22 protein-coding genes are annotated in these 20,524 nt (G+C 55.2%); 17 read left to right on the top strand and 5 right to left on the bottom strand.

Annotated elements, in window-relative coordinates:
• Positions 1-171: 171 nt before the first annotated feature.
• The 3 genes from iraP to cspE form a co-directional block, all read right to left on the bottom strand.
• Positions 172-432, bottom strand: coding sequence for an anti-adapter protein IraP (gene iraP / locus RIN69_RS05350; RefSeq protein WP_313856056.1), 261 nt, complete (start codon positions 430-432; stop codon positions 172-174).
• Positions 433-688: 256 nt separating this feature from the next.
• Complete coding sequence (locus tag RIN69_RS05345; RefSeq protein ID WP_313856054.1) at positions 689-844, bottom strand: hypothetical protein; 156 nt, start codon at positions 842-844, stop codon at positions 689-691.
• 294 nt (positions 845-1,138) lie between these two features.
• Positions 1,139-1,351, bottom strand: a complete 213-nt coding sequence (gene cspE / locus RIN69_RS05340; RefSeq protein ID WP_052899568.1) for a transcription antiterminator/RNA stability regulator CspE — start codon at positions 1,349-1,351, stop codon at positions 1,139-1,141.
• A 342-nt stretch (positions 1,352-1,693) separates the two neighbouring features.
• Here cspE and RIN69_RS05335 point away from each other — a divergent pair, with 342 nt between their 5' ends.
• The 6 genes from RIN69_RS05335 (at position 1,694) to RIN69_RS05310 (ending at position 7,756) form a co-directional block, all read left to right on the top strand.
• Complete coding sequence (locus RIN69_RS05335; RefSeq protein ID WP_313856053.1) at positions 1,694-2,365, top strand: MarC family NAAT transporter; 672 nt, start codon at positions 1,694-1,696, stop codon at positions 2,363-2,365.
• 206 nt (positions 2,366-2,571) lie between these two features.
• Complete coding sequence (locus tag RIN69_RS05330; protein WP_313856052.1) at positions 2,572-2,820, top strand: biofilm development regulator YmgB/AriR family protein; 249 nt, start codon at positions 2,572-2,574, stop codon at positions 2,818-2,820.
• Between the two features lie 100 nt (positions 2,821-2,920).
• Positions 2,921-3,757 (top strand): ABC transporter ATP-binding protein, encoded by an 837-nt coding sequence (locus tag RIN69_RS05325; RefSeq protein ID WP_313856050.1) that lies wholly within the window; start codon positions 2,921-2,923, stop codon positions 3,755-3,757.
• Positions 3,757-4,536 (top strand): ABC transporter ATP-binding protein, encoded by a 780-nt coding sequence (locus tag RIN69_RS05320; protein WP_313856049.1) that lies wholly within the window; start codon positions 3,757-3,759, stop codon positions 4,534-4,536. Before RIN69_RS05325 ends, RIN69_RS05320 begins: the two co-directional genes overlap by 1 nt.
• 17 nt (positions 4,537-4,553) lie before the next feature.
• Positions 4,554-6,032: an ABC transporter substrate-binding protein gene (locus RIN69_RS05315; RefSeq protein ID WP_313856048.1), complete on the top strand. Its 1,479-nt coding sequence runs from the start codon at positions 4,554-4,556 to the stop codon at positions 6,030-6,032.
• Positions 6,032-7,756, top strand: a complete 1,725-nt coding sequence (locus tag RIN69_RS05310) for an ABC transporter permease subunit (RefSeq protein ID WP_313856047.1) — start codon at positions 6,032-6,034, stop codon at positions 7,754-7,756. The genes RIN69_RS05315 and RIN69_RS05310 overlap by 1 nt, the downstream gene beginning before the upstream one ends.
• A 67-nt stretch (positions 7,757-7,823) precedes the next feature.
• Here the strand turns inward: RIN69_RS05310 and RIN69_RS05305 are convergent, their stop codons facing one another.
• Positions 7,824-8,138 (bottom strand): hypothetical protein, encoded by a 315-nt coding sequence (locus RIN69_RS05305; protein ID WP_313856045.1) that lies wholly within the window; start codon positions 8,136-8,138, stop codon positions 7,824-7,826.
• A 340-nt stretch (positions 8,139-8,478) separates the two neighbouring features.
• On the opposite strand from RIN69_RS05305, the gene RIN69_RS05300 reads away from it, so the two are divergent.
• From RIN69_RS05300 to RIN69_RS05285, 4 genes are read left to right on the top strand one after another with little or no spacing between them, the layout of a single operon-like run.
• Complete coding sequence (locus RIN69_RS05300) at positions 8,479-8,841, top strand: copper resistance protein (RefSeq protein ID WP_313856044.1); 363 nt, start codon at positions 8,479-8,481, stop codon at positions 8,839-8,841.
• A 46-nt stretch (positions 8,842-8,887) separates the two neighbouring features.
• Positions 8,888-10,906: a protein-disulfide reductase DsbD family protein gene (locus tag RIN69_RS05295; protein WP_313856043.1), complete on the top strand. Its 2,019-nt coding sequence runs from the start codon at positions 8,888-8,890 to the stop codon at positions 10,904-10,906.
• A complete protein-coding gene (locus RIN69_RS05290; protein WP_313856042.1) occupies positions 10,906-11,622 on the top strand; it encodes a DsbA family protein in 717 nt (238 codons plus the stop codon). The genes RIN69_RS05295 and RIN69_RS05290 overlap by 1 nt, the downstream gene beginning before the upstream one ends.
• The gene (locus RIN69_RS05285; RefSeq protein ID WP_313856041.1) at positions 11,622-12,128 is read left to right on the top strand and encodes a protein disulfide oxidoreductase; all 507 of its coding nucleotides are present in this window, start codon (positions 11,622-11,624) and stop codon (positions 12,126-12,128) included. Before RIN69_RS05290 ends, RIN69_RS05285 begins: the two co-directional genes overlap by 1 nt.
• A 47-nt stretch (positions 12,129-12,175) precedes the next feature.
• On the opposite strand, the gene RIN69_RS05280 is transcribed toward RIN69_RS05285, so the two are convergent.
• Entirely contained in the window at positions 12,176-12,472 is a 297-nt protein-coding gene (locus tag RIN69_RS05280) for an I78 family peptidase inhibitor (protein ID WP_313856040.1), read from the bottom strand.
• A gap of 384 nt (positions 12,473-12,856) precedes the next feature.
• Between RIN69_RS05280 and RIN69_RS05275 the strand changes: the two genes are divergently transcribed.
• The 7 genes from RIN69_RS05275 to RIN69_RS05245 all read left to right on the top strand — a co-directional run bounded on the left by RIN69_RS05275 (position 12,857) and on the right by RIN69_RS05245 (position 20,480).
• Positions 12,857-13,513 carry a CPBP family intramembrane glutamic endopeptidase gene (locus tag RIN69_RS05275; protein WP_313856038.1) on the top strand — a complete coding sequence of 219 codons (657 nt, stop codon included), beginning with the start codon at positions 12,857-12,859 and terminating at the stop codon, positions 13,511-13,513.
• Between the two features lie 278 nt (positions 13,514-13,791).
• Positions 13,792-15,324 carry an ABC transporter substrate-binding protein gene (locus RIN69_RS05270; RefSeq protein WP_390902531.1) on the top strand — a complete coding sequence of 511 codons (1,533 nt, stop codon included), beginning with the start codon at positions 13,792-13,794 and terminating at the stop codon, positions 15,322-15,324.
• The gene (locus RIN69_RS05265; RefSeq protein ID WP_313856035.1) at positions 15,324-16,376 is read left to right on the top strand and encodes an ABC transporter permease; all 1,053 of its coding nucleotides are present in this window, start codon (positions 15,324-15,326) and stop codon (positions 16,374-16,376) included. The genes RIN69_RS05270 and RIN69_RS05265 overlap by 1 nt, the downstream gene beginning before the upstream one ends.
• The gene (locus tag RIN69_RS05260; RefSeq protein WP_313856034.1) at positions 16,373-17,233 is read left to right on the top strand and encodes an ABC transporter permease; all 861 of its coding nucleotides are present in this window, start codon (positions 16,373-16,375) and stop codon (positions 17,231-17,233) included. The genes RIN69_RS05265 and RIN69_RS05260 overlap by 4 nt, the downstream gene beginning before the upstream one ends.
• A complete protein-coding gene (locus tag RIN69_RS05255; protein WP_313856033.1) occupies positions 17,223-18,071 on the top strand; it encodes an ABC transporter ATP-binding protein in 849 nt (282 codons plus the stop codon). Before RIN69_RS05260 ends, RIN69_RS05255 begins: the two co-directional genes overlap by 11 nt.
• On the top strand, positions 18,064-18,729 hold the full coding sequence (locus RIN69_RS05250) for an ABC transporter ATP-binding protein (RefSeq protein ID WP_313857611.1): 666 nt from the start codon (positions 18,064-18,066) through the stop codon (positions 18,727-18,729). The genes RIN69_RS05255 and RIN69_RS05250 overlap by 8 nt, the downstream gene beginning before the upstream one ends.
• A 176-nt stretch (positions 18,730-18,905) precedes the next feature.
• Positions 18,906-20,480: an ABC transporter substrate-binding protein gene (locus RIN69_RS05245; RefSeq protein WP_313856032.1), complete on the top strand. Its 1,575-nt coding sequence runs from the start codon at positions 18,906-18,908 to the stop codon at positions 20,478-20,480.
• Positions 20,481-20,524 lie beyond the last annotated feature (44 nt).

Raw genomic sequence — 20,524 nt, 5'->3', positions numbered from 1 at the left:
TAGTTAATAAATAACTGCTGAGAAAATGCCTTAGCATTAATTATCAGTCTGGCAGCAATCAGGATTTCAGCGAGCGATCTGATAACAAATTTATCACTGGCCAGCAGTTCAGCATTCGATAACTAAGATGCCAGCGGGAGGGTAAACGTTTACACCGGCTTTTAATATGGCTTAATAACGCGGATGGGTTAACAGTCGTTGAATAAAGCCCTCCAGCAGGGCGGCGTCTTCAGGGCTGGTTGCGGCATCTTCCGCCGCTTTGACTATTGCGACCTTGATTCCCTCGTTGAGCTCCTGGCGCTGGGACTCTTCCATTTTACGCAGCAGTGCCGTCACCACAATTTCCAGTGCTTCAACCTGTGCCGTTAACTCTTTAGATTCTTCTTCTTTTGCAGCGAGCTTTATCAATAATTCAGCAATAAGGTTTTTCATGCTAATGTCTCAGCGATTTAAAGCTGAACGTTAACATTGAGATAAATAAATTGGTAGCAGTTTTATCTATAATTTTACAGCTTAGCAACTGGGAATAATCTACGAAGAGAGAGAAACGTTTCGATTGCTGTTACAATAATAATCAAATGAATTATATCCAAAAAAAATAGTATGGTCAGATTTGGCTAAACATTATTTTTGATTGAATGGTCAAAATAAAATTGTCCCCTTCTCGGTGCAAAAGGGGATTTCTGACTTAACGTGGGCCTTCCATAAAACCACCGCGCGGGCCACCGCCATGTCCATGACCACCGCCTCCCCAACCACCGCCGCCGCCTGGAGGCGGGAACAGACATCCGCTCAGTGCGCTGACCAGCATTACCATGGTGACTGCCTTAATAATACGACTCATAAACCTTACCTTAATGTGACAATTTCGGCTGAGTTTATGCGGTGCAGCCATGCCCGACAATGGGGAATAATCTGCATCAGGGCGCTATTAACCTCGAGTAACTACGCTTAACAATTTCCTGTCAAAACAGTGTCATAAGGCTGCAAACAGCAGGTCAGCAGGCGTCTCAGAGCGTGACCATTAAGGCAGGCTCAATCACCAGAAACGCAAAAACCCGCACAAGGCGGGTTTTTTTAGCGTTTCGTGACCAGTGCTTAAGGCGCTAAGCCTCAATTTCAGGTCGCGAGAATTCGCTTAGATAGCAGTTACGTTAGCAGCTGCTGGGCCTTTCTGGCCATTCTCGATAGAGAACTCAACTTTCTGACCTTCTTCGAGGGTCTTAAAGCCGTTGTTCTGGATCGCAGAGAAGTGTACGAAAACGTCTTTGCTGCCGTCGGTTGGAGAAATAAAACCGAAACCTTTCTCAGCGTTGAACCATTTTACTAAACCAGTCATTTTGTTAGACATTTGTCTATCCTTCATTCAATTACAAGCCACATAGGGCGAAATGGTTTGTCCACAGAATTTATGAGGCACTCAGGAAGGAGTCAGGAAGAAGAGATATCTAAGATAACGCTTGAACTGAAGACTGCTTTACTAAAACTGCTCGCATATTCGGCTCTGCTTAACAAACCGACGATGCATTTACTCATATGGCGTATTGAGATGCAAGGTTTATTTTAGCAGGACAGCATAATAGTGAGTTAAATCCCGATTCAGGCTGGATTTTAAACCTTGTAGTTATAATAATGCTGCGGATAAGGCGTCTTACTCAGGCGACAGAACCTCACTTTTTTAAGGGATGACAGCATGCTGGAACTGTTTAAAGCGGTTGGCCTCGGGTTGGTAGTGATTCTGCCGCTGGCGAACCCGTTAACTACCGTCGCTCTGTTTTTAGGCCTTGCGGGCGATATGAATTTTAACGAGCGCAACAAGCAATCGCGCGACGCATCAATCTATGTCTTTATCATTATGACCGTGGCTTTTTATGCCGGAAACGTCGTAATGGACACCTTTGGCATCTCGATACCCGGCTTAAGGATGGCGGGTGGCCTGATTGTTGCTTTTATCGGTTTTCGCATGCTGTTTCCGCAAAAACCGGCCGGACAGTCGGTTGAAGCGGAGCATAAACAGGATGAAATGAGCGAACGCAAAGCGGTAAATATTGCCTTTGTGCCGCTGGCAATGCCCAGCACCGCCGGCCCTGGTACCATTGCGATGATTATCAGCACCGCATCAACCATCCGTAACGGCGTCGAATTTTCGCCATGGGTCGTGATGGTCGCACCGGTACTCACTTTCTTTACCGTCAGCGTAATTTTATGGATCAGCCTGCGCAGTTCCGGCGCAATTATGCGGGTGGTAGGTAAAGGCGGCATTGAAGCCATTTCACGTCTGATGGGATTCCTGCTGGTCTGCATGGGGGTGCAATTTATTATTAATGGCGTGCTGGAGGTTATCAGTACTTATCCGCACGCATAATCCGCACGTATAATGTGAAAAAATATTTCAGCTGGCGGCTGACATTTTTATCGCCGCCAGCTATGGTTAAAAAATCCCCACCTGTTTAGCTTCAGGCAAGTGGCGGGTCAACTGTTCTGGTGACCCGTGATCGCACTCATACGCTTTCTCTATCCTCTCATCGGGTGACCGATGGGTGACCGATGCCGCTGTTTCGGAGGTTTATCATGCGAGCTGTTTCATACGGCGCAGGCCGTGAGATTACCGAATATTTTAACAGTCCGGCATGGCATGCTCCGCGCGAAGCCGAACTCCTGGCCGCTATAATGACCGAGCTGATGCAGGCCGGTAAGCCAGCGACCAGTAAGGCGATTATTGCCAGCGTCATCGGTCGGCTGGAGCGTGAAGTAGATGAGGCGATGTTGCAGGGCTACCGCAATGTGTTGGCGCAAATCATGGATGAGCAGCGGGAATAAGATTTTTTAATTAACGGGTAAACAGTGAAACTCACTTTGCATCACCCCGTTATAATTTGTTATGTTATCACATAACAAGCTCACTTTTTTTCGCGATGCCATGCTGACTTCTGTATCTCAGGCACCTGACACGGTGCTGCAACTGATTAATCTCGATTTAATGCTGTCACGACAGCAAAAACTGCATGGCGTCAGTTTCACCCTGCGGCGGGGCGAGTGCGTCTGCCTGTTGGGAGAGTCGGGCTGTGGCAAATCACTGACCGCCAGTGCGATTGTCGGCGCACTGCCCGCCGCCGCCAGTTTAGGCGGTGGCTTGCAGATTGCCGGGCAATCGGTGCTGGGCTGTCCGCCAGCACAGCGCTCTGTCAGCACCCGCGCCGCGATGATTTTTCAGGATTCAGCCAGCGCGCTCAATCCGCTGGTCACTATCGGTAAACAGTTACAATTGGTGTTGCGCGCACGTCAGTCACTGTCTCGCCATGATGCTCAACAGGCTGCTGCCGCACTGCTGGAAGATATGGGTTTTAACGACAGCATAAAAGTGTTGAGTAGCTACCCGGCAGAATTATCCGGTGGCCAGCGCCAGCGCGTCTGCATTGCGCTGGCGCTGGCCAGTCAAAGTCCGCTGATCGTCGCCGATGAACCCACCAGCGCCCTTGATGTCGTCACTCAGCAAACGGTCGTTGCCGCATTTCAGCGCCTGCTACAGCGGCCGGATGCTCCTGCACTGCTGTTTATCACCCATGATATTGTGCTGGCCGCACAGCTCAGCCGCCAGGCTCTGGTAATGGAACAGGGCCATATTGTCGAGAACAGCAGCATAAAGCAGTTACTGACGCAGCCACGGCATCCGGCCAGCCAGCGATTAGTGGCGGCAGCACGCCATGCTGAACAAAGCTTTGTGCGCCAACAACCGTCACTCCAGGGGATTGCCTGATGTCGTCGGCCGCGTTTCTTGAAACACGCCAGCTCAGCTATCAGCCTGCCGGGCTGCGCCACGCCCTGGTTTCAAACATCTCGCTGCAACTGCACGCTGGCGAGCGTGTGGCGCTGATTGGCTCGTCCGGCTGTGGCAAATCTACCCTGCTGAAACTGATGCTGGCATTGCTGCCCGCCAGCGAAGGCACGGTGTGGTGTCAGGGCCAGTTAATTCGTCCCGCCTCGGTACGCGCTTTACGCGGTTATCGCCAGCAGGTGCAATATATCGCGCAGGATCCGGCGACCACGCTCGATCCGCGACGTAACGTGGCTGATGCACTGGCCGAACCGCTGCGCCAGTTAACCAACAGCAAACCCAATATCCCTCAGCTGGAGCAGGCGCTGCAGCAAGTCAGGCTCGATCGTCATCTGCTGAACCAGCGCTGTGCCAGCTTATCCGGCGGCCAGGCGCAGCGAGTGGCGATAGCCCGCGCCATTGCGCTGCGGCCACGCTTTCTGCTGGCTGACGAACCACTCAGCGGGCTCGACCTGCCATTAAGACAGCAGATCGGTCAGCTGCTGGCGGATCTTGCCGATCAAAATGACATGGGCTTACTGGTGGTTTCCCACGATCTGTCGTCGGTTGCTGCGCTTTGTCATCGGGTACTGGTGATGCACAACGGCGAAATCGTTGAGGATGCGCCGACGCAACAGTTACTGAGTAATCCACAACATCCGGCATCGCAGCAGTTGCTGAACGCCATTCCCCGTTTACCTCCTCTGGTCTGTTTACAATAATAAAGGATATCTGGTTAATGAAAGCTCGCATTTTTTGGCTGCTGAGTACCAGCTTACTGCTTAGCGGTTGCTTTAACGAACAGGAAGCCCAGCCGGACGAGTCACGCATTCGTCTGGCAATGTTACAACCGCCGCGTTCCGGCCTGACGCCGCTCAGCGATGACGCCTTTAAGCTGTCGCGCTGGCAGACGGCGGAAACGCTGGTCACGCTTGATGCGCTGGGCGAAGCCAAACCCGCGCTGGCCACCCGCTGGCAACAACTCGACGATCGGCGCTGGCGCTTTGAATTACGCGATAACGTTCATTTTCACGATGGCAGTCTGCTGACCTCAGAAGCCGTAGTCCGGTCACTGACGGTTGCTACCCACGCGGCACCGAAGCCGCGTATTCTTGATGGCGTGACGCTGGATATTGTCGCCGACGGCGATGGCGCGGTGGTGGTCACCAGTGCCGATCCCGATCCGCTGCTTCCTCAACGCCTCTCCAGTCCGCAACTGGCGATTCTTGCCGCTAAAGCCTATGGAGCCAATGGCGTGGTCAATCCGCTGGGCAGCGGCAGCGGACCATTTATTCTGCGCAAGGTCACCGGCACCAGCAGCGCCAGCTTAGATCGCTTTGATAATTACTGGGGCGAGAAAGCGCGATCCAGCGGCATAGATGTCAGCTTCGTACCGGATGGCGCGGCCCGCGCAGCGGCGCTGCGTACCGGCAGCGCGGATATTGTGGAAGCGGTACCAGTATCCCAGGCCGCCCTGCTGAAACCTGAGCAAATCCACGAAGTGCCAATGCCACGCACCAATACGCTATACCTTAACAGTCAGCACGGCGTCTTCCGTGATGCGGCGTTGCGGGCAGCGGTGCGTGATGCGATTAATCGTCAGCAGCTGGTAGATAATGTCTATGAAAAGCGTGCGGATATCGCGGAAGGCCTATTAGGACCAGCGCTGCCGTGGGCAGCGCAACTGCGTCAGCCGGTCGCGAATCCGGTCGCCGCCGCTAAACCTGATGGCCAGGTGATCACGCTGGCGACTTTCAGCGACCGCGCAGAGCTGCCGGAAGTGGCGGTCTATCTGGCGCAGCAATTAACCGCTGCCGGTTTCCAGGTTAAGCAGGTAGTGCGCGAGTATGCGCATATCGAAGCCGATGCGCTGGCGGGTAAATTCGACGCCTTTATTCTGTCACGCGCCACGGTGCTCGATTCAGGCGATCCGGTGGCCTATATGTACAGCGACTTTGCCTGCAAAGGTTCATTTAACATTGCTCAACTGTGTCAGCCCGCAATCGATAAGGCACTGCAACAGGCCGCCGCGATCCCCGCAGGTGAATTACGCCGCAAGGCCATTATGGCCGCAGAAAATCTGATTCTTGCCAGCAATGCGGCGATACCGATGTTACATGAACGCGTAATCCAGGGAGAAAGCCCGGCGGTGCGTGATGCCGAACGCGATCCGCGCGAGCGCCGTGTGATCACCAGCCAGACCCACCTGGAGCGATAATGCGCTCTCTTTCTGCCCTGCTGCCACTGCTCTCGCGCCTGATTACCCTGAGCGCGATGGTGATTCTGGTTGGCATTTTGCCGTGGCTGGCGGGGGGCGATCCTGCTCTGGCACTACTGCGCGCCCGCTCCGGCGATCAGGAAGCGACGCCGGAAGCACTGGAAGCTATTCGCCACTCGCTGGGACTGCATCTGGGACCAGATGCACTGCTGTGGCACTGGTTGCAGAATTTGCTGCAGGGTGATGCCGGTAACTCGTGGATATCCGGCATGCCGGTGCTGCCGGGTATGTTGCAGGCCACGGCGGTCTCACTGACGTTAATGGGCTGTGCGCTACTGGTGGCATTGCTGCTGCTGGCGCTGATCTGCCTGCCGGTAATGCGCGCCGGGCTGGCTGGGGTAGCACGCCGTCCCTCCGGTACCGTGGCGGCGGCGCTGACCGCGTTACCGGAATTTCTGCTGGCGGCGCTATTATTGCTGGTGGGTTCCGTCTGGCTCGGCTGGTTTCCTCCGTTTGGCTGGAGCGGCTGGCACTCGGCAGTTCTGCCGGCACTGGCGCTGGGTATTCCGGCTGGTGGTCTGCTGGGACGGCTGTTTTCTGATGCGCTGAGCGCCAGTTTCCAGGAAAAGTGGGTACTGAGCTGGCAAACTGCCGGTATTCCGGCTCGTAGCCTGGCGCTGGCAGCGATCAAGCGCACCCTGCCCGCGATGCTGCCGCAGCTGGCGATGGTATTAATTGGCCTGACTGGCGGTGCGATTGCGGTAGAAAAAGTGTTTGCCATTCCCGGCTTAGGTCGCGCCACGCTTGGCGCGGCGGCCGCCAGCGATTTGCCCGCACTACAAACCGGCATGCTGATTCTGCTGCTGCTGGGTAGTGCTGCCGGTCTGACAGCAAATCTGTTACAGCGGTTATTGTTAGGCCCGGCACTGAAAGCGGGCGCATTGCCTGCTCCCCCACCACAATCTTCTGGTAAATCCTTCGCCTGGTGGGTTCCGGCAGGCTGCCTGTTACTGTTGCTGGCGCTGATTGCCGCCGGATTGCCGCGCGACGCTTTCAGCTCAGACTGGCTGCGGCTGCAACCTCCCTCCTGGTCGCTGCCGTTCGGAGCGGATGCCATGGGGCGCGATATTCTGGCGCGCGTGGCGCAGGGTGCATTACATACCTGCTTGCAGGCGCTACTGGTCACACTCTGCTGCCTGGTGACTGGAATTCTGGTGGGGCTGTTTCCACGCGTGATGGTTGGACCGATTGAGGTGGCTAATGCCACCCCTGCGGTGATTGCCGGCATGGTGATTGCTGCTATCAATGGCCCGACCGCCGCTGGCGCGGTAATCGCCGTAATTATCGTCAGCTGGGCACCGCTGGCGGCGCATACCGCCGCGCTGGTAGCCGAAATTAACGCCCAGCCGCATGTGCGTATGTTACCGGTGCTGGGGGTTGGCCCGCTGCGCCGGGCATGCCGCTATGTGCTGCCGCCGATGATTGCGCCGCTGTTACGCCATGCAATGCTAAGGCTGCCGGGCAACGCGCTGGCGCTGGCAGGCCTGGGCTTTCTCGGCCTTGGGCCACAACCACCGGCGGCCGACTGGGGAATTGTGCTGGCAGAAGGGATGCCTTATATCGAACGTGCTCCCTGGGCGGTGGTCGCCCCGGCACTGGCACTGATTGTACTGTCGATTCTGGCGGTAACCAGCGCCAGCCTGTCGCGAAAGACCCGAGGGTAACGCCTGTCATACGGATGGGCAGTAAAAACGCCGCCCATTCGAGACTTCAATATTAATCATCAATAAATTAAGGCAGCAAATCGTCAGCTTCTGTCACTGAGGCACGCTGGGTAGCACGCTGATAAAGACAGAGTTCGCGACCACGCTTATTTTTCATATGTTTTTGCGGGTAAGTGCCCTGTAGCACCAGCGCAGAATACCCCACGCGATCGCTGAACAACATCACCTTACTGACCGGTTTGGCATTTTTTAAGCCACTGGCCTTGATGCAGGCCTGTTTCATCCGGTGGTCGCCGGAAAGCCAGGATTCCGTCGATGCCGCCAGCACCGGCGTCGTGGTGCCCAATACCGCCAACAACACTAACCACTTAGAACAATGCATAATCACTCCTCCAATTTTATCGGTTACAGCGTAGACGATCGCCATGGCAACTAAACAGCAGAAAACAGGTGTGGTTACCAGGATAATTCCCGCACCAACTGCGCCGGAATCGCTGAGGCGTGATGTAATAAAAAAATCCCGCACGGGGCGGGAAGAGTTGAAAGGCGAGCATTGCCTATTTTAATAGTAACGAGGAGAGCATCGTTTAGTGACAGAATCAGCCTGACATGCCGCTGTTGCAGCAATATGACAGTCAGGTCACACAAATGTTTACATCCGTTACCATTGCCAAACCGATTTACGCCGTTAAGATAACCTCACTTTCTGTTCTGAGGCTGCAATGGAAAAACGGCGTCGTATCGCAACAAGCTTTCTCGCTCTGGCGTGTCTGGTGGTGCTGATCTGCATCACTCAGCGCATTGCGAGCCTGCACGCCCTGCAGATGAGACTCAGTGAAAGCGCCACGCTCAGCACTGCGCCCGGTACTGAACAGGCCGAAGCTCCGCTAACTTCCTGTGAACTCAGCAGTAAATCGCTGTTGATGGCCTCGCCGCTGATTTTTGAAACCGCGCTGTTTGCCGCCGTCATCCTGCTGTCGATGCTGGCGCTGACCCGTGCTCTGCCGCTGCGCTTCCCACCGATACGCGAATTCTCTTCGCCGGTGCTGCGAATACATCTGAGAAACTGCGTCTTCCGCGAATGATTTGCCGCTCTGCCCGGCACTGAAAAAATCATTTACGGAGAAAATCATGTTATTACCCATCAGGAGTTTGCTCCTGCTGCTGCTGTTGTGGCTGCCTGCATTACAGGCGGCAGACAGCGGCTGGCTGCAAAATCCACAAAACGACCACGCACAGGTGCGCCTGCGCGCCGATACTTCACAGCCGGAGCAAATCCGGTTGCTACTCGACGTCGAGCTACAGAAGGGCTGGAAAACTTACTGGCGCTCACCCGGTGAAGGCGGCATTGCGCCGGAAATTCGCTGGCAGGACAATCCCGCTCAGGCGCAATGGTTCTGGCCGACGCCGCAACGCTTTACCGTTTCTGGCCTGACAACCCAGGGTTATCACCATCGGGTCAGCATTCCGATTGTGCTGCCTGCCGACAGCCGCCGCCTGCTGGCGGGCACCTTGACGTTATCTACCTGTAGCAACGTCTGCATTCTCACCGATTACCCCTTCAGCCTTGATCTGAGCGCCGCGGCTGACGCGCAGTTTGGCCACGATTTTGCCGAGGCGATGGGACGGGTTCCGATTGAGCATGGCGTCACCGATCGGCTACACGCGGGCTACAGTCAGGGACAATTACAGCTGATTGCTGAGCGTGAAACAGGCTGGCAGCAGCCGGAACTGTTCTTTGATGGCTTTGCGGACGCCAGCCTTGGCGCGCCCGCCATCACCATCAAAGGCAGTCAGTTACAGGTACGCGTACCGGTTACCGACCAATGGGGAGAACAAGCCCCTGACTTACGCCAGCGCAAGCTGTCACTGGTGATTGCCGACCTGGGGCTGGCTCAACAAACGACGCTGGAAATCGGTGAAGCGCTGGCGCTGAATCCGGCCAGCCCGCCATGGTGGCAACTGATGCTGTTGGCGCTGGCCGGGGGATTTATCCTGAACCTGATGCCGTGCGTACTGCCGGTGCTGGCGATGAAACTCGGCACGATTATCCAGACGGAGCGGCGCGACCGTCGCAGCGTACGGCTGCAATTCCTCGCGTCCACCAGCGGCATTCTGCTCTCGTTTATGGCGCTGGCGCTGATGATGACGCTATTGCGGCTCGGCAATCACGCGCTGGGCTGGGGCATTCAGTTTCAGAATCCGTGGTTTATTGCACTGATGCTGTTCATCACACTGCTGTTTAGCATCAACCTGTTTGGCTGGCTATATCTGCGCCTGCCTTCGTCGCTGAATAGCCGCTTAGCTACTTATGGCGGCGACCGTGGCCTCGCCGGACATTTCTGGCAAGGCGCTTTTGCCACTCTGCTGGCGACGCCGTGCTCGGCACCGTTCCTTGGTACTGCCGTCGCAGTGGCGCTGGTGTCCCCACTGCCGATGCTGTGGGGAATTTTCCTTGCGCTGGGGGTTGGCATGAGCCTGCCGTGGATAGCGATTGCCCTCTGGCCGAGGCTGGCGTTAAGTTTGCCGCGCCCCGGACGCTGGATGAATCAGCTACGCGTCCTGCTGGGGCTACTAATGCTGGCCTCCAGCGCCTGGCTGCTTAGCCTGCTGAGTAGCCATATCGGTAGCAGCAACACGCTGATCATCGCCGCGCTGATCGCCGTCATCCTGCTGGCGCTTCAGTTAAAACATCATGGCGGCAAAACCACCGCCATCAGCGCGATGATGGTGCTGTTGATCGCCGTCGCGCTGCTGTTCAGCTGGCGCAAAGGGCCTCAACCGCTCCAGGATAACGTCAACTGGCAGCCGCTAACGGAACAGGCAATTACCCAGGCACTGGCTGAGCACAAGCGGGTATTTATTGATGTTACCGCCGACTGGTGCATCACCTGTAAAGCCAATAAATACCATGTATTACTGCGCGATGACGTGCAGCAAGCAGTGCAAGCTGAAGATGTGATTGCGCTGCGCGGTGACTGGAGCCATCCGTCAGCGCCGATCAGCGCGTTTTTACAACGCCGCGGCAGTGTCGCTGTGCCTTTTAACCAAATTTATGGACCGGGATTACCTCAGGGCAAGGTGCTGTCGCCGCTGCTGGATCGTGAAACCCTGATGCAAACCCTGAACGACGCCAAAGGAGAAAATTAATGAAAAAGCTGATGATATTATTGCTGTTAGTCGCGACGCCATTATGGGCCGCCGCACCTTTCACCGCGGAACAGGAAGCGCGTATTAAACAATTAATCGGTGAAACGCTGGTAGAGAACCCGCAGATCCTTGCGCAGGCGGCAGATGCTTATGATAAGCAGGCAGAGCAACAGCAAAAAGAGGTAGTGGCACAGGTTATTGAACAGAATAAAACGGCACTGTATCAGGATGCCGGCTCGCCGCGTATCGGTGCCAAAGATGCCAGGCTGACGCTGGTCTCTTTTACCGACTATAACTGCCCGTTCTGTAAGCAATTCGATCCGCTGCTGGAGAAGCTGGTGAAAACCTATCCAGACGTCGCGGTGGTGATTAAATTACTGCCGTATCGTTCGGAAAGTTCACTGACCTCAGCGCGTGCGGCGTTGACGGTGTGGCAACAAAATCCACAGCAATTCCTCGCGCTGCATCAGCGTCTGATGGCGAAGAAAGGCTATCACGATGATGCCAGTATCCTTGCTGCCGAAAATAAACTGGGCATTGAACCGGGCGAGCCCAGCAAGCAGAGTCTTGAAACCGTTAACAGCAGCCTGCAGCTGGCGCAGCATCTTGGCATCCAGGGTACGCCTGCCACGCTGATTGGCGATAGCTTAATATCCGGTGCTGTCAGTTGGGAACAGCTGGAAAATAGGGTGAAGCAGCAGCTGGCTCGCCAATAATGAAAAAGCTGAAACGCCTGCTGCGCGAAGCGCTGCTGATGCTGCTGTTGATTGCCGGAGTGGTTTACGCCCTCGACAGCTTTCGCGCGCCTCAGGCACCGTTAACCTTTGCCGATCAGCAGCTGCAAACCATTGATGGTGAAACCGTCACTCTGGCGGCCCTCAGCGATCAACGGCCGCTGTTGGTCTATTTCTGGGCCAGCTGGTGCGGCATCTGTCGTTACACGACTCCGGCGGTGGCAGCAATGTCCGACGGGGGAGCCAATGTGATCTCAGTCGCGCTGCGATCCGGTGAAGCACAGAACGTCACGGATTATTTGCAGGCGAAAGGTTACCGCTTGCCGGTGGTCAATGATGAAAAGGGAATGCTGTCATCCCGCTGGCAGGTGGGCGTCACGCCAACGCTGGTGATCATTAATAAAGGTGAGGTGGTCAGCAGTACTACCGGCTGGACCAGCAGTTGGGGAATGAAGCTGCGCTTATGGTGGGCGGAGAAAAAACCGTAACTCGCCGTAGAGAAAGGGGCGAAAAATCTTCGCCCCTTTTCAACGGATTAGCCGCAGTAAACGCTGCTGATTTTACCGCTGCTGTCAGCCATAAAGTTCAGACGATTCAGATTGAAGTCCATGGTGACCGCAGAATTGTACGGGATCGCGCGCACCGGCACGGAGAATTTCACCTGATCCAAAGAAGAAAGAGGTTTACCCACATAGCTCTGATACTGCGAAGCACCGCAGCGATCGTTTTCAGGATCGACAGGCTGCACGCCAGCGTCATTTTTAGGTGTAGTATTACAAGCGGTCAGTGCAAACATAGCTGCCAGCATCAGTGATTTAGCATAAAACTTCACGTATTCACTCCTCTTCGACGTGTTTTTACCTCAGTTCGCCACCAAGATTAGCAGATCGCGTTGCCGAATGAGACCAATTTTTGACCTTTCGTGCCTTGCACGTTTCATCAGCTTAAAGCGGCACTAATCGCGCAAATTTAAGCCTCGCGAGCGATATAATTACCTAAGATAAATCTGAGGAGGTAATGATGGAATTGGCTATTTTTATCTGTGCTGCCGCGTTGATGACGGTTATCGCCATCCGGGTACGTTAGGCGATCAATCGCTTCGGGCCGGGTATTCACCTGGCCCATCAGTTATCCCACTCTGCTCTGTTCCCTGCCCTCGCTCGACAGCGTTTTAACTGATTGATAGTATTACGCACCCCATCTTTCCGAGCAAAATATGAACGCCACCAGTAACCGAATTACGCTGACGCTGTTTTACGGCGGCATGTTTGTAGTCTGGTATTTGATTACTCTGCTGATCACCCTGCTTCCCAATTTCAGTCAGCTGCGCAGCAACGGGCTGCTGGTACCGGTTATTTGCCTGTTCGAAACCGCCGTACTGTGGCCACTCTATCGTTTTTATTGCAGCCGCCGCGACGATATTCCGTTTGGCAAACTGCGCCGCAATTCTGTGCTGCTGTTTATCGCGGCGTTGATTACGCTGATGCTTATTCAGAGCTGGGTACTTCAGCCAGAAGCCTGGCTGGAACAGCAGTCGCAGCAAAGCCGCCCGATGCTGCTGATTTTGCTGTTTTCCGCCGTGATCCTCGCGCCAATATTTGAAGAAATTTTGTTCCGTGGCTTTCTGTTACAGGGATTATTACTCTGGTTACCGAAAACTCCGCTGGCCTGCATGATCCTGACCTCGATTCTGTTTGCCGTGCTGCATACGCAGTACGTCCATCTGCAAACCATGATCATGCTGATGCTGTTCTCACTGCTGCTGTGCTATGCACGGCTCAAATCCGGCAGTCTGATCCTGCCGATATTTCTGCATATGCTGAATAATCTGGTGGCGCTGTTGCCCGCGCTGTACGCGGCAATGCAGGCGTGATAAGTCGTAACGATAGATGGCATAAGTAATCCCTTTGTTTTCGCGGTAGAAAATTGATTAATACCACCTATGCTGATAGCAGCAACTGGCGATTTAACGCGCCGTTGTGGCGCGAAATGATTAACGCCTATAACCGATTTCATTTACTTAGAACAAAAACACATATCGATAGCCTTTAATCTACTATTTGATCAGCCTTCCGGTCATTTACACTCGCGACAAATTTTAGGTAAGGAAACGTCATGAAAAGTATCGTTCCGTCAATGATCGCCGTGGCGCTGGCCACCTCATTTGCCGCTCATGCAGCGACCCCGCCAGATACGCTGGTGATTGCCCAGTCTATCGATGACGCCAGCAGTTTTGATCCGGCGCAGGGCTTTGAACTGACCTCAATGCAGGCCTTTACTAATATTTATCAGCGCCTGGTACAGTCAGATCCACAGAATCCGGTCGACCTGAAACCGACGCTGGCTACCTCCTGGCAGGCCGGCAGCGACAACCGCAGCCTGACCTTTGCGCTGCGCGATGGCGCAAAATTTTCCACTGGCAACCCGCTACGTCCGGAAGATGTGATCTTCTCGCTGTCGCGCGTAGTGAAGCTGAATCTCGATCCTTCATTTATCCTGACCCAGCTTGGCTGGACTAAAGATAATGTTGATGCACAGCTGAAGAAAATTGATGACCAGCACGTGCAAATTAGCTGGACGGCGGATGTCAGCCCGACTTTTGTACTAAGCCTGCTCTCAGCGCCGGTCGCATCGGTGGTTGATGAAAAAACCGTCATGGCCAATCAGCAGAAAAACGATCTCGGTAACCAGTGGTTGGGTGGCCATTCTGCCGGTAGCGGCCCGTACCAGATTCGCAAATATATCCCACATGAAGTGGTACTGCTGACGGCAAATCCAGCCTCGCCGGCGGGTGCTCCGAAGCTGAAAAATATCCTGATTAAAAACGTTCCGGAACCGGCTACGCGTCGTCTGCTGCTGGAACAGGGTGATGTGGATATCGCGCGTAATCTGGGTGCCGATCAGATTGCCGCGCTGAAAGGTAAAGCGGGCGTCAAGCCGCTGGCCATTCCGTTCGCTTCACTCTATTACATGCAATTCAATATCGATGCCTCTCCGGCGCTGAAAAACCCGGCGCTATGGGAAGCATCCCGCTATCTGTTTGACTATAAGGGCATTGCCGACGAGTTGCTGAAAGGCCAGTTCAAAGTGCATCAGTCATTTCTGCCGGAAGGCTATCTCGGCGCGCTGAACGACAACCCATACAGCTACGATCCGGAAAAAGCCAAGGCGATTCTGCAGAAAGCTGGCCTGACTAACGTGCGCTTTAAGCTCGCCGTCAGTAACCAGCCACCGTATCTGGATATTGCCCAGGCGTTGCAGGCCAGCTTTGCCAAAGGTGGCGTTAACATTGAGCTGATCCCTGGCCTGAGCACTGAAGTCTCCACCAGCGTTAAAGCCCATAAATATGAAGCCACACTCAATGCATGGGGCGCGGACTATTTCGATCCCAACACTAACGCTTCAGCCTTTGCTTATAATCCGGAAAATGGCAGCACCACGCTGGCGTGGCGCTCAAACTGGCACATTCCTGAGCTAAGCAAGCAGACGCTGGCCGCCACTGCCGAAAGCGATCCCGCCAAACGCATTGAGCTGTACCAGAATATGCAGCGCGAAGTGCAGAAAAGTTCACCGTATGTAATAGGACTACAGGCGCGTAATCTGATTGCAGTACGCGATAACCTGAAAGGCTATGTGCAGGGAATTAACCCGGATATGGTTTACTACAACCAGGTCAGCAAGTAATGTCAGTCACTTCCACAGAAGCCGGGTCCGCCCGGCGTTTCTGGCGCGGTGGCGGTCGTTTCGCTACCGGCCTGATTTCGCTACTGGTCACGCTGCTTGGCCTGCTGGCGTTTACTTTCATGTTGTCTCATCTGTCGCCGGTCGATCCGGTGTTACAGATCGCCGGCGATCACGCCAGCGAGTCGACTTACGCCCAGGTACGCCACGATTTGGGTCTCGACCAGCCGGTACTGATGCAATTCTGGCACTATATTGAGCATCTGGCGCGCGGTGATATGGGAATATCCCGTATTACCAATCAGCCGGTTGTCAGCGATCTGCTGCGCACCTTCCCTGCCACCGTCGAGCTGGCGACCTGTGCGATGATTTTTGGCGCCTTTTTTGGCATCTCGCTGGCGCTGCTGGCGGCATGGAAGCCGGGCAGCATTATCGATAACCTCGCCCGAATGATTTCGCTGCTCGGCTATTCGGTACCAATTTTCTGGCTTGGCTTACTTGGCCTGCTGCTGTTCTATGCGGTTTTACACTGGTCGGCGGGTCCGGGTCGGCTGGATGATATCTATGTGTACACGCTGGAGCCGACCACCGGTTTTGTGCTGATTGACAGCTGGCTCTCTGGCGATCCGGAAATGTTCCGCAATGCGATTGCTCATCTCTGGCTGCCGGTGGTGGTACTTGGCATGCTGGCGATGGCGGGCATTACCCGCCTGCTGCGCGCGGCTCTGCTGGAAGAGAGCAGCAAAGAGTATGTGACGCTGGCACGGGCTAAAGGTGCCGGGCGCGGTCGCATTCTGCTGTTGCATATCTTCCCTAACGTCTCCGGCACGCTGATTACCGTGCTGGCACTCTCTTATGCCTCACTGCTGGAAGGCTCGGTGCTGACCGAAACCGTCTTTGCCTGGCCAGGCGTTGGCCGCTATATGACCACCGCGCTGTTCGCCTCCGATGCTCCGGCGATCCTTGGCTCAACGCTGCTGATTGGCAGCTGCTTTATTGTGCTGAACACCCTGGCTGATGTGTTGACCTGGCTAACCGATCCGAGAACCCGATGACGCAAAATTTAACTGATGCTGAAACAGTGGCACCGCGCCGCCATCGCCGCCGCCGGATTACCACGCTGGCGATCGGCGGCACGCTGGTTGCCATCCTGCTGTTGGCCGCGCTGTTTGCGCCGCTACTGGCTCCTTTTGATCCTAACGCTCAGCAGATGGCCGCGCGCCTGATGCCACCGTCGGCAACCCACTGGCTGGGAACCGATGGTTTTGGCCGCGACTTGTTATCGCGCGTGATTTACGGAACCCGTCCCACGCTATTGCTGGTGTCACTGATTCTGGTGCTGACGATTCCGGTTGGCATGCTGACGGGCATTGCCGCAGGCTATCTTGGTGGCTGGACTGAACGCGTGCTGATGCGCATTACTGACATCTTTTTATCACTGCCTAACCTGGTGATTGCGCTGGCGTTAGTGGCGATGCTCGGTCCTGGCCTGATGAACGGTGCGCTGGCACTGGCACTGACCAGCTGGCCGCCGTTTGCCCGTCAGGCGCGGGCGGAAACGCTGGCGCTGCGCCGCAGCGATTATCTGGCGGCGGCACGCATGCAGGGAATTACCGGTTTACGCCTGATGTTTGGCCATATTCTGCCGCTGTGTATGCCAAGCGCGGTGGTACGTGCCGCCCTCAGCCTGGGTGGAATCATTCTGGCAGCGGCTGGCCTTGGCTTTCTCGGCATGGGCGTCCAGCCGCCGACCGCGGAATGGGGTTCGATGGTGGCCGAAGGCAGTAAAGTCATTTTTGATCAGTGGTGGGTCGCTGCCGCACCGGGTGGCGCGATTCTGTTTGCCAGCCTGGCTTTTAACCTGACAGGCGACGGCCTGCGTGACCGACTGGATACCCGCAATGCCAACTGATAATTCTCCGCTGATTGTGGCCGACCGGCTCAACATTTCACTGGATAATGGCACAACGCTGGTTAACAACCTGTCATTTTCCCTTGGCCGCGAGCGCGTAGCGCTGGTCGGCGAATCCGGTTCGGGTAAATCCCTGACCGCCCGCTCGCTGATGGGCTTGCTCTCCCCTTCACTGCATATCGGGGCGCGAACCTTAACTGTCGCCGGTGAAAATGCGCTGACGCTGAGTGAGCGACGCTGGAGCCAGCTGCGGGGTAATAAACTGGCGATGGTGATGCAGGATCCTAAATATGCCCTGAATCCCTCCCGCACGATTGGCTGGCAGGTTGAGGAACCGCTTAAACTGCATCGCGACTTCAGCCGCGCCGAACGGCGTGAAAAGGTGTGTGAAATGCTTGATGCCGTCGGCCTGCCGCAGCCGAAACAGCTGATGGATCGCTATCCGCATCAGCTCTCAGGTGGAATGGGACAGCGCGTCATGCTGGCCATCGCGCTGATTGCCGATCCACAATTTCTGATTGCCGATGAACCGACTTCAGCGCTCGATCACGCCATGCGCGATCAAGTGCTGGCACTGATTCGTCGGCTGATTGAACAACGTAATATGGGTTTACTGCTCATCAGTCACGATCTGCAACAGGTGGCCGAACACTGTGACCGGGTGATGGTGATGTATAAGGGCGAAGTGCTGGATAGCCTGCCAGCAGCAGAGTTGCCGCACGCCACGCATCCTTACACTCGTACGCTGTGGTCATGCCGTCCAGGCAAGGCGACTCACGGCCAACCGTTGCCGGTACTGGATCGCGCGGCACTGGAGGCACATCGTGAGCATAATTGATTTGCAACAGCTTAGCGTGGCACACCGTCAGGGCTACGATCTGCGCACCGTGGTGCATGATGTTTCACTGTCGATTAACACCGGAGAATGTTTTGGACTGGTGGGTCCTTCCGGCTGCGGTAAGTCATCGCTGCTGTGGGTAATGGCCGGGCTGAATCCGCACTGGAGCGGCAGCATGCGGCTGGCGGGGCATCAGGCCGAAGCGGGTAAAGCCTTCACTGGTGATTTACGTCGCGAAGTGCAGATGGTATTTCAGGATCCCTATGCTTCTCTGCATCCGCGCCATCGCCTGCGCCGTACGCTGGCCGAGCCGCTCAAGCTGCTGAAGATAAAAGATATTGATGACCGTATCAGCCAGGGCTTTCGCCATGTCGGCCTCGATCCGGCGATGGCCGAACGCTATCCACATCAGCTCTCTGGTGGGCAGCGTCAGCGCGTTGCCATTGTGCGCGCACTGCTGCTGGAGCCGAAAGTATTACTGCTGGACGAGCCAACCTCAGCACTGGATATGTCGGTACAGGCAGAGATCCTTAATTTGCTTAACGACCTGAAACGCCAGGATAATCTGACTATGGTACTGGTCAGCCACGATCCTGATGTGATTGATCATATGTGCGATCGTGCCGCCCATATGGCCAACGGCCGCATCGTCGGCTAGCAGTACCCTACCGCCGCCCCTGTATCTGATTTGTTGAGGGGCGGCGTTATCGCCTTCTGTTCTAAGCCATTGATCTCTCTATATCATTATTTCAGAAAACCATAGTATAAAGCCGTATTTCCCGCCGCTTTATTGCAGCTTATAGTCCTGATATCTCTCCTTGTCAGGATCGCCCAATGCGTAAACTGTTATCTGTTGCTATTGCCAGTGCCTTAGCGTTTTCTACCGCCGTCCATGCCGCAACGCCGGCCGATACCTTAGTGGTAGCGATTCCGCTTGATGGCATTATTAGCTTCGATCCGGCTGAAAGTTTCGAAACCGTCAGTACCAGCAGCCTGATCGATGTCTATCAGGGTTTGGTCGCTTCCGATCGTGATGATCCACGCAAGCTGGTGCCGGAACTGGCTACCGCCTGGCAGCCCGGCAGCAGTGAGCACAGCCTGGTGTTTACCCTGAAACCCGGCGTAAAATTCGCCAGCGGCAATGCATTTACCGCCGATGACGTCATTTATTCATTTACCCGCGCCGTAAAGCTGAATAAGACACCGGCGTTTATTCTCGGCGAACTAGGCTGGACGGCAGAGAATATTGATGCCCAGTTTACCCGCATCAGTGATGACAAACTGGAGCTGCGCTGGGTATCACCTATCGGCAGCGATCTGGCTTTACGCTTGCTTTCTGCGCCGGTCGCCTCGATCGTCGACAGCAAACTGGCACAGCAGCACGCCAGCAATAACGATTATGGCAATGGCTGGCTGCGCACCCATTCTGCCGGCAGCGCCGCCTTTAGCATTAAAAATTATGTTCCACAGCAGGCGCTGGTGCTGGAACAAAATCCGCAGGCTCAGCCAGCGGCGAAACTAAAACGCGTTATCCTGAAAGGCGTTGCTGATGCCGGCTCGCGCCGCTTGCTGCTGGAACAGGGTGATGTTGATGTGGCGTACGAACTGGGTGCCGATCAGTTTGATGCAATCAAAAATAAGCCCGGCATCAAAGTGGCGAACTTTCCTTCCAGTCTGATTTACTATCTCGGTTTCAATACTCAGGACAAGCAGCAGCCGGCCCTCGGCAATCCGGCCTTATGGCAGGCGGCACGCTGGCTGGTGGATTACGACAGTCTGTCGAATCAGCTGCTGAAAGGCCAATATCAGGTGCATCAGGCGTTTCTGCCGCAGGGCTTTGACGGCGCACTGACCGATAAACCGTTTAAGCTGGATGTCGCCAAAGCCAAACAGATTTTGCAACAAGGCGGCATTAAGCCCGGCACGCGCTTTTCACTGACCATCGTTAATCAGCCGCCGTATACCGATGTGGCACAGGCGCTGCAGGCCAGCTTTGCTAAAGCCGATATCGATATTCAGATTCAGCCGGTCGCGGAATCCGAGCTGTGGGGCAAGATGCGCAGCCGCAATTTCCAGTCGATCTTTATCTACTGGGGCGCCGACTATGTGGATCCAAATACCAATGCCAGTACCTTTGCCTATAACGTGCCGGGCGGGCCGAAAACGCTCGCATGGCGTACAGGCTGGGAGATTCCGAAACTGAGTGCGCAAACCCGTGCAGCCGCGGCAGAGAGTGATGTCCAGAAACGCCAGGCGCTGTATGGCGAACTGCAGAAAGAGATCCAGCAGAATTCACCGTATGTCGTGACGTTACAGGGACAGAAGCTGGTCGGGCTGCGTGATAATGTGCAGGGCGCGAAGCAAGGAATTGGTACCAGCATGCTCTGGTACGATCAGGTCAGTAAATAGTCCCGATAAATCCCGCTAAACGCCATCATGAATAGTGTGTTTAG

It is taken from the genome of Winslowiella toletana, from assembly GCF_032164335.1.
GTDB classification, from domain to species: domain Bacteria; phylum Pseudomonadota; class Gammaproteobacteria; order Enterobacterales; family Enterobacteriaceae; genus Erwinia; species Erwinia toletana_A.
Note: the sequence above shows the minus strand (reverse complement) of the source record. Positions and strands in the feature narration are given on the sequence as shown.